Consider the following 7376-nt stretch of genomic DNA (forward strand, 5'->3'; position numbering starts at 1 on the left):
GTCCAAGGGCAGTCCGGCGACCGTCGCCCCCGACCCCGTCGGGGCGCTGACCGGCCAGGAGGCGCCGCCGCTGCCCACGACGGTGGCGCACGCCAACCGGCTCCTCATGGACATGGAGAGTGACCTCTTCGCCACCTGCTGCTACGTCGACGTCGACCTGGAGGAGGGTGCCGGCTGGTGCGTGCGCGCCGGGCACCTGCCGCCGGTGCTGCGCTACCCGGACGGCAGCACCGAGATCGCGGAGGCGGAGGGCGGTCCGCCCCTCGGGGTGGTCACCCGGGCCGACTTCCCCATGAGCCCGCTCCGGCTCCCGGCCGGCACCGTCATCGCCCTGGCCACGGACGGGCTCGTAGAGACGCCCGACTCCGACATCGACGAAGGCATGGAGCACCTGGCGCAGCGGCTCGCCGAAGCCGCCCCCACCGACATGGGGCTCGTCGCCGACGCCCTCCTGGGCAACGCCCCGCGCAGCGACGACGTGGCCCTGCTCCTCCTGCGCTACGACGGCATGGAACTGCGCCCGCTCCGGGAGAGCTGGACGGTCTGGCGGGTGCCGCAGGCCGTAGGACACGCCCGCCGCTTCGCCCGGCGCACCCTGCGCTCCTGGGGCGTCACCGTGGACTACGACGCCGCGCTCCTCGTCGTCTCCGAACTCGTCACCAACGCCCTGGTCCACACAGACGGCAAGGTCCGGATGGACCTCACCCTCGTCGACAACCGCCTGCGCATCGCCATTGCCGACGCCTCACCCCGCTCCCCGGTCAGACCGACCAGTATCGGCTGGGAGGCCACCGGCGGCCGGGGGATCCTCCTCGTCGAGGCCCTTTCCGCGACCTGGGGCACCCTGCCGGTCAGCGGCGGCAAACAGGTGTGGGCGGAACTGGTGCTGGGACGCTGACCCGGCCGGAGGCCGGTGCTCCCGCTCAGCCCAGCCGCCTCAGCAGTTCCTCCGCCAGCGGGGCCGACGACGCCGGATTCTGGCCCGTGACCAGGTTGCGGTCGGTGACCACGTGCGGGGCCCACGGCTCGCCGGTCCGCACGGTCACCCCGGCTTCGGTCAGGCGGTCCTGGAGCAGCCACTCGGCGCGGTCGGCGAGGCCGCCCTGGATCTCCTCGGCGTTGGTGAAGGCCGCGACCTCGTAGCCGGCGAAGACATTGCCGCCGTCGGCCCCGACGGCGGCCAGCAGCGCGGCCGGCCCGTGGCAGACGACCCCGAGCGGCCTGCCCGACTCCAGGGCCCGGGCGAGCAGCCGGCCGGAGTCGGCGTTCACGGCGAGGTCCTCCATCGGGCCGTGGCCACCGGGGTAGAAGACGGCGGCGTAGTCGTCCAGCCGGACGTCCTCGAGCCGGACGGGACGCCGCAGCTCGGTGAAGGACTCCAGCGCCTTGGCAACGCGGTCGGCGTTCTCCTGGCCCCCGTTCACCTCGGCGGCGAGGGAGGCCCGGTCGACGGTGGGCACGACACCGCCGGGCGTGGCCACGACGACCTCGTGGCCGGCGGCCCGGAACGCCTCGTACGGGGCGACGGCCTCCTCGGCCCAGAAGCCGGTGGGGTGCGCGGTGCCGTCGGCCAGGGTCCAGGTGTCGGCGCCGGTGACGACGAAGAGGATCTTCGACATGGTGAGTGCATCTCCGTGGGGACGAGCCGCGGCCGGACAGCGCGGCGATGACTGGGACGATGACGACCGTAGGCGCCAGGACCGCCGATTTTCCAATGGCACAGCCAATGGCAGGCATAGGGATTCCAATGTCGGGGCGCGGTAGGGTCGGACCGTGTGAGGCCCATCGATCCCCTCGGCGCGACCGGCACGCCTTCGCAGTACGACCTCAACCTGCTGCGGACCTTCCTGGCCGTCCACCGGTCCGGCTCGTTCACGGCCGCCGCGCAGCTGCTGGGCCTGTCCCAGCCGACCGTCACCACGCAGATCCGCTCCCTGGAGCGGCAGACCCGCCGGGAGCTGTTCGAGCGGCTGCCGCGCGGCGTCGCCCCGACCGCCGTGGCCGACGAACTCGCCGCCCGGGTCGCGGCCCCCCTCGACGCGCTCGCGGAGGCCACGGGGTACGGACCCCGGGAGCGGTCACGCGCCGAGCCGGTCCACCTCGCCGGGCCCGCCGAGCTGCTGTCCACCCGGGCCCTGCCCGCCCTCGCCCCGCTCGTCACCGAGGGCGTACGGCTGCGCGTCGCCATGGGACTGACCGAGCCCCTGCTCGACGAACTGCGCGCCGGCCGCCACGACCTGGTGATCGCCACCACCCGGCCCCGCGGCCGCACCCTGTCCGCGGTGCCGCTGACCGATGAGGAGTTCGTCCTGGTCGCCGCCCCCGCCTGGGCCGACCGCGTCGCGCAGCGCCCGGCCGCCGACGGACCCGCCGTGTTGCACGGCATCCCGCTGATCACGTACGCCGAGGACCTGCCCATCGTGCGCCGCTACTGGCGGCACGTCTTCGGCCGGCGCCTGAACTGCCGCGCCGCCGTCTCCGTGCCGGACCTGAGGGCCGTCCTCGCGCTGGTCACGGCCGGCGCCGGCTACAGCGTGCTGCCGCGCTACCTGTGCGCCGGGGAGCTGGCGTCCGGCGCGCTGGTCCTCCTCGACGCCCCCGAGGACGCGCCGATCAACACCGGCTTCCTCGTCCAGCGGCCGGGCACCTCGGACAACCCGCACGTGACCCTCGTCCGCGACCGTCTGCTGGAGGCCGGCCGCACCTGGTGACGCCGCGGGCCGACCGGGTACCCGCCGCGGCACAGGACGGAGAAACCGCCACGAGCCGAAGGAAGAGGAACGTCATGGCTCAGCATGTCCGCGACATCATGACCGGCGACCCGGTCACCGTCGAACCGCAGACCTCCGTCGCCGAGGTCGCGCGCATCATGCGTGACGAGGACCTCGGGGCCGTACTGGTGACCGACGGTGACCAGCTACGAGGAATGGTCACCGACCGTGACATCGTGGTGCGGACGGTCAGCCGGGGCGGTGACCCGGAGCGGATCACCGTGGCCGGCGCGTGCAGTGACGAACTGGTCACCGTCGGCCCCGACGACGACCTGGCCCAGGCGGCGGAGCTGATGCGCGAGCACTCCGTGCGCCGCATCCCGGTCGTCGACCACGGGCACCCCGTGGGCATCGTCTCCCTGGGCGACCTGGCCATGGAGCGTGACCCGGAGTCGGCGCTCGGTGACATCAGCGCCGCGCGCCCCAACGCCTGACCGGGCCTTCTCGACCCGACTTCTCGACCCGTCTTCCGAACACGCCTTCTGAACCCCGGGCCGGAGCACGGGAGTTCGACACCGCGACACAGGCGTCCCGGTCCGGGTTTGTTCGGTTTTCCGCTGGGGACTCGAACAACAGCGGAAGCAGAAGGAAGATGATGAGTCGTGGAGTCCATGGACACCAGTGAGAAGCCCGTCGTCCGTCAGCACGAGACCGGCTGGTCGAAGGCACGCCGTCTGCGCGGAAAGGCCGCGCCGCGCACCTGCCTCCCCGCGGTCGAGGACCGAGGCACACCCGCAGTGGCGCACTCCGGGGCGGAGTGGAACATCGTCCGAGGTGAGGACTGACACCCCCCTGTGGACAGCGCGGTGACGAGCCCGGCAACCCCGCGCATCGACAACTAAAAGAAGTGGCGTTCACATCCGCCGGATCACGACTAAGGTGAACCGAATGAAGGCTCTCGTGCTGTCCGGCGGCGCAGGAACAAGACTGAGGCCGATCACGCACACGTCGGCCAAGCAACTGGTGCCCGTGGCCAACAAGGCCGTTCTGTTCTACGGGTTGGAGTCGATCGCCGAGGCCGGCATCACCGATGTGGGCATGATCGTCGGGGAGACCGCCGAGGAGATCGGGGAAGCGGTGGGGGACGGGTCGAAGTTCGGCCTCAAGGTCACCTACATCCCCCAGGAGCGGCCCCTCGGGCTGGCCCACGCGGTGCTGATCGCCCGGGACTACCTCGGTGACGACGACTTCGTGATGTACCTCGGCGACAACTTCATCGTCGGCGGGATCACCGGCCTCGTCGAGGAGTTCCGCGGCAACCGGCCCGACGCCCAGATCCTGCTCACCCGCGTGGCCGACCCGCGTGCCTTCGGTGTCGCCGAACTCGACCCGTCCGGCCAGGTGATCGGCCTGGAGGAGAAGCCCGACCAGCCCAAGAGCGATCTCGCGCTGGTCGGCGTCTACATGTTCACGCCCCTCATCCACCAGGCGGTCCGCGCCATCGAACCCTCCTGGCGCGGCGAACTGGAGATCACCCACGCCATCCAGCACCTGATCGACACTCGCGCCGACGTGCGCTCCACGGTCATCAAGGGCTACTGGAAGGACACCGGCAACGTCGGCGACATGCTCGAGGTGAACCGCACGGTCCTCGAAGCCGTGGAGCGCCGTATCGACGGCGAGGTGGACGACGCGTCGGAGACCATCGGGCGCGTCGTGCTCGAAGAGGGCGCGCGGATCGTCAACTCCCGTGTCGTCGGACCCGTCGTCATCGGCGCGGGCACCGTCGTCAGCAACTCCTACGTCGGCCCCTTCACCTCCGTCGCCGAGAACTGCCGGATCACCGACAGCGAGCTGGAGTTCTCCATCGTGCTGCGGGACTCCTCGATCCAGGGCGTCGGCCGCATCGAGGCCTCGCTGATCGGCCGGCACGTCGAGGTGACCCCCGCCCCCAGCGTCCCCAGCGCCCACCGTCTCGTCCTCGGAGATCACAGCAAGGTGCAGATCACTTCATGAACCTCCTCGTCACCGGCGCCGCCGGGTTCATCGGCTCCCGCTACGTCCGGGCCCTGCTCGCCTCGGACGCGCCCGACGCGCCGCGCATCACCGTGCTGGACAAGCTCACCTACGCCGGCACCCTCGACAACCTCGAACTGACCCACCCGCGGCTGGAGTTCGTGCAGGGCGACATCTGCGACGCCGAACTCGTCGACAAGCTGATGGCCGACGCGGACCAGGTTGTGCACTTCGCCGCCGAGTCCCATGTGGATCGTTCGATCAGCGGCGCCGCCGACTTCGTCCGCACCAACGTCCTCGGCACCCAGACCCTGCTGGACGCCGCCCTGCGCCACGGCACGGGTCCCTTCGTGCACGTCTCCACCGACGAGGTCTACGGTTCCATCGAGTCCGGCTCGTGGCCCGAGGACCACCCGCTTCAGCCCAACTCGCCGTACTCGGCCTCCAAGGCCTCCTCCGACCTGCTCGCGCTGGCCTACCACCGCACCCACGGCCTGGACGTGCGCGTCACGCGCTGCTCCAACAACTACGGCCCGCACCAGTTCCCCGAGAAGGTCATCCCGCTGTTCGTCACCAACCTCCTCGACGGCCACACGGTGCCGCTGTACGGAGAGGGCCGCAACATCCGCGACTGGCTGCACGTCGACGACCACTGCCGGGGCGTCGACCTCGCCCGTACCAAGGGCCGGCCCGGCGAGGTCTACAACATCGGCGGCGGCACCGAGCTCACCAACAAGGAACTCACCGGCCTGCTCCTCAAAGCCTGCGGAGCGGACTGGGACCGGGTGGAGTACGTCGAGGACCGCAAGGGCCACGACCTGCGCTACTCCGTCGACTGCTCCAAGGCCCGCGACGAACTCGGCTACCGCCCCCGCCACGACTTCACCACCGGCCTCGCCGAGACCATCGCCTGGTACCGCGACAACCGGGCCTGGTGGGAGCCCTTGAAGCAGCGCGTCGCCCAGGAGCGGGCATGAGGTGGCTGATCACCGGCGCGGGCGGGATGCTCGGCCGGGACGTCGTCGAGGAACTCACGCGCCGAGGCGAGACCGTCGTCGGCCTCGACCGCGCGGCCCTGGACATCACCAGCGCCTCGGCCGTCGACTCCGCCGTGCGGGAGCACCGCCCCGACGTGGTCGTGAACTGCGCCGCCTACACGGCCGTCGACGACGCCGAGACCGACGAGGACCGCGCCCTGGAGATCAACGGCGACGGCCCGCGCCTGCTGGCCCGGGCCTGCGCCGCGCACGACGCCCGCCTGATCCACGTCTCCACGGACTACGTCTTCTCCGGCGAGGCCCGCACCACCCCCTACCCGGAGAACCACCCGACCGGCCCGCGCACCGCCTACGGCCGCACCAAACTGGCCGGGGAGCGGGCCGTGCTGGAGGAACTCCCCGGGGCGAGCGCGGTGCTGCGCACGGCGTGGCTCTATGGTGTCCACGGCTCCAACTTCGTCCGGACCATGATCGGACTGGAGGCCCGCCGGGACACCCTCGACGTCGTCGACGACCAGCGCGGGCAGCCCACCTGGAGCGCGGACGTCGCCGAGCGGATCGCCGACCTCGGTCCCGGTCTCGGCCCCGAGGCGCACGGCGTCTTCCACGCGACCAACTCCGGCGAGGTCACCTGGTTCGACCTCGCCCGGGAGGTGTTCTCCCTCATCGGCGCCGACCCGGACCGGGTGCGCCCCACCAGCAGCGCGGCCTTCCCCCGGCCCGCGCTCCGCCCGGCGTACAGCGCCCTCGCGCACCGCCGTTGGCAGGAGATCGGCCTGCCGTTGCCGCGCGACTGGCGCTCCGCCCTGCACGAAGCACTGCCCCGCATCCGCAAGGAAGGTCTTCCTCGTGAAACGCCATGAGTTCCTCCGGGAACTGCACAAGGCCAGCGCCAATCGCAACTACCTGGAGATCGGCGTCAACGACGGGCGCAGCCTGACGCTGTCCCGCGTCCCCAGCATCGCGATCGACCCCGCCTTCAAGGTGGTCTCGGAGCTGAGGTGCGACGTCCACCTGGTGAAGGCCACCAGCGACGACTTCTTCGCGCGTGACAATCCCCTCCAGCACCTCAAGGGCGGCCGCCACCCGCTGCGCAACCTGCGCCGTGGCCGCAGCCCGATCGGCTACTGGCGCCGGACCACGCTGGACCTGTCGTTCATCGACGGCATGCACCTGTTCGAGTTCGCGCTGCGCGACTTCATGAACGTCGAGAAGTACTCGGACTGGGGCAGTGTGATCGTCCTCGACGACATGCTGCCGCGCAGCATCGACGAAGCGGCCCGGGACCGGCACACCAACGCCTGGACCGGTGACGTCTACAAGATCACCGAGGTGCTGGCGCGCTACCGCCCGGACCTGGTCACGGTGCAGGTGGACACCGCCCCCACCGGCCAGCTGGTCGTCTTCGGCGCCGACCCGGACAACCGGGTCCTGCACGACAAGTACGACGAGATCATGGCCGAGTACAAGATCCCCGACCCGCAGAAGGTCCCCGAGGCGATCCTGGAGCGGGCCGGGGCGGTCCGCCCGGAAACCCTCCTGGAAGCGGGCTTCTGGCGTCCCCTCACCCAGGCCCGCAACCGCGGACTGCCCCGCTCCATCGGCTGGGAGCCCCTGCGCAAGGCCCTGCAGCAGGCCGGCGTGAGCCGCT

At 71.3% G+C, this 7376-nt stretch carries 9 protein-coding genes; 8 read left to right on the plus strand and 1 reads right to left on the minus strand.

Annotated features, from left to right (window positions below; genetic code table 11):
- On the plus strand, positions 1–898 hold an 898-nt coding region (locus ABZ281_RS29730; protein WP_356660420.1), incomplete at its 5' end, for an ATP-binding SpoIIE family protein phosphatase.
- Between the two features lie 25 nt (positions 899–923).
- Here ABZ281_RS29730 and ABZ281_RS29735 read toward each other — a convergent pair.
- Positions 924–1619 (minus strand): type 1 glutamine amidotransferase domain-containing protein, encoded by a 696-nt coding sequence (locus ABZ281_RS29735; protein WP_356660422.1) that lies wholly within the window; start codon positions 1617–1619, stop codon positions 924–926.
- Positions 1620–1775: 156 nt separating this feature from the next.
- On the opposite strand from ABZ281_RS29735, the gene ABZ281_RS29740 reads away from it, so the two are divergent.
- The 7 genes from ABZ281_RS29740 to ABZ281_RS29770 form a co-directional block, all read left to right on the plus strand.
- Positions 1776–2711 (plus strand): LysR family transcriptional regulator, encoded by a 936-nt coding sequence (locus ABZ281_RS29740; RefSeq protein WP_356660424.1) that lies wholly within the window; start codon positions 1776–1778, stop codon positions 2709–2711.
- 74 nt (positions 2712–2785) lie between these two features.
- The gene (locus tag ABZ281_RS29745) at positions 2786–3205 is read left to right on the plus strand and encodes a CBS domain-containing protein (protein ID WP_356660426.1); all 420 of its coding nucleotides are present in this window, start codon (positions 2786–2788) and stop codon (positions 3203–3205) included.
- Between the two features lie 177 nt (positions 3206–3382).
- On the plus strand, positions 3383–3556 hold the full coding sequence (locus tag ABZ281_RS29750) for a hypothetical protein (RefSeq protein ID WP_356660428.1): 174 nt from the start codon (positions 3383–3385) through the stop codon (positions 3554–3556).
- A gap of 103 nt (positions 3557–3659) precedes the next feature.
- On the plus strand, positions 3660–4727 hold the full coding sequence (locus ABZ281_RS29755) for a glucose-1-phosphate thymidylyltransferase (RefSeq protein ID WP_356660430.1): 1068 nt from the start codon (positions 3660–3662) through the stop codon (positions 4725–4727).
- Positions 4724–5704, plus strand: coding sequence for a dTDP-glucose 4,6-dehydratase (gene rfbB, locus ABZ281_RS29760; protein WP_356660432.1), 981 nt, complete (start codon positions 4724–4726; stop codon positions 5702–5704). Before ABZ281_RS29755 ends, rfbB begins: the two co-directional genes overlap by 4 nt.
- Positions 5701–6588 (plus strand): dTDP-4-dehydrorhamnose reductase, encoded by an 888-nt coding sequence (rfbD, locus tag ABZ281_RS29765; RefSeq protein ID WP_356660434.1) that lies wholly within the window; start codon positions 5701–5703, stop codon positions 6586–6588. Before rfbB ends, rfbD begins: the two co-directional genes overlap by 4 nt.
- The coding region (locus ABZ281_RS29770) for a class I SAM-dependent methyltransferase (protein ID WP_356660436.1) at positions 6575–7376 on the plus strand (802 nt) is incomplete at its 3' end. The genes rfbD and ABZ281_RS29770, both read left to right, overlap by 14 nt.

Source organism: Streptomyces sp. NPDC006265 (assembly GCF_040613555.1).
Taxonomy (GTDB): domain Bacteria; phylum Actinomycetota; class Actinomycetes; order Streptomycetales; family Streptomycetaceae; genus Streptomyces.

Coding starts and splice junctions, on each gene's coding strand:
- ABZ281_RS29750 (WP_356660428.1), top strand. CDS start 3,383: ATGGACACCAGTGAGAAGCCCGTCGTCCGTCAGCACGAGACCGGCTGG.
- rfbB (WP_356660432.1), top strand. CDS start 4,724: ATGAACCTCCTCGTCACCGGCGCCGCCGGGTTCATCGGCTCCCGCTAC.
- ABZ281_RS29745 (WP_356660426.1), top strand. CDS start 2,786: ATGGCTCAGCATGTCCGCGACATCATGACCGGCGACCCGGTCACCGTC.
- ABZ281_RS29735 (WP_356660422.1), bottom strand. CDS start 1,619: ATGTCGAAGATCCTCTTCGTCGTCACCGGCGCCGACACCTGGACCCTG.
- ABZ281_RS29755 (WP_356660430.1), top strand. CDS start 3,660: ATGAAGGCTCTCGTGCTGTCCGGCGGCGCAGGAACAAGACTGAGGCCG.
- rfbD (WP_356660434.1), top strand. CDS start 5,701: ATGAGGTGGCTGATCACCGGCGCGGGCGGGATGCTCGGCCGGGACGTC.